This is a genomic window from Streptomyces sp. DH37 (genome assembly GCF_029813835.1).
Classification (GTDB): Bacteria; Actinomycetota; Actinomycetes; order Streptomycetales; family Streptomycetaceae; genus Streptomyces.
This window is the reverse complement of sequence record NZ_JARVKV010000217.1, coordinates 1-417: the sequence shown is the minus strand read 5'-3', so window position 1 is coordinate 417 and position 417 is coordinate 1. Positions and strand designations below refer to the sequence as shown.

The 417-nt window shown below is 77.9% G+C and carries 1 pseudogene; it reads left to right on the top strand.

Going from position 1 to position 417, the window contains the following annotated elements:
- Positions 1-417 (top strand): annotated as a pseudogene (locus QC029_RS30740) (FGGY-family carbohydrate kinase); the annotation flags it as partial.

Sequence of the window (417 nt, the reverse complement as noted above, 5' to 3'; positions counted from 1 at the left end):
CGTGCACCCTCACCTGCACCCTGGCCGTGGACCGCGTCGCGGCCCTGTTCGGCCTGGACCGCGAGGCGGTCGAGGCGGGCGGCGGCGTGACCGTGCTGCCGTTCCTGGACGGCGAGCGCACCCCCACCCTGCCCTACGCCTCCGGCACCCTGACCGGTCTGCGGCACGACACCACCCCCGGCCAGATCCTCCAGGCGACCTACGACGGCGCGGTCTACGCGCTGCTGGCCGCCCTCGACCGGGTCCTGGACGCCGACGCCGAGCCGGACGCCCCGATCCTGCTGATCGGCGGCGGCGCGACGGGCACGGCCTGCGCGAGACGGTGCGGCGGCTGTCGGGGCGCCCGGTGGTCGTCCCGCGCGCGCAGGAACTGGTCGCGCTCGGCGCTGCGGCGCAGGCCGCCGGGCTGGTGCTGGG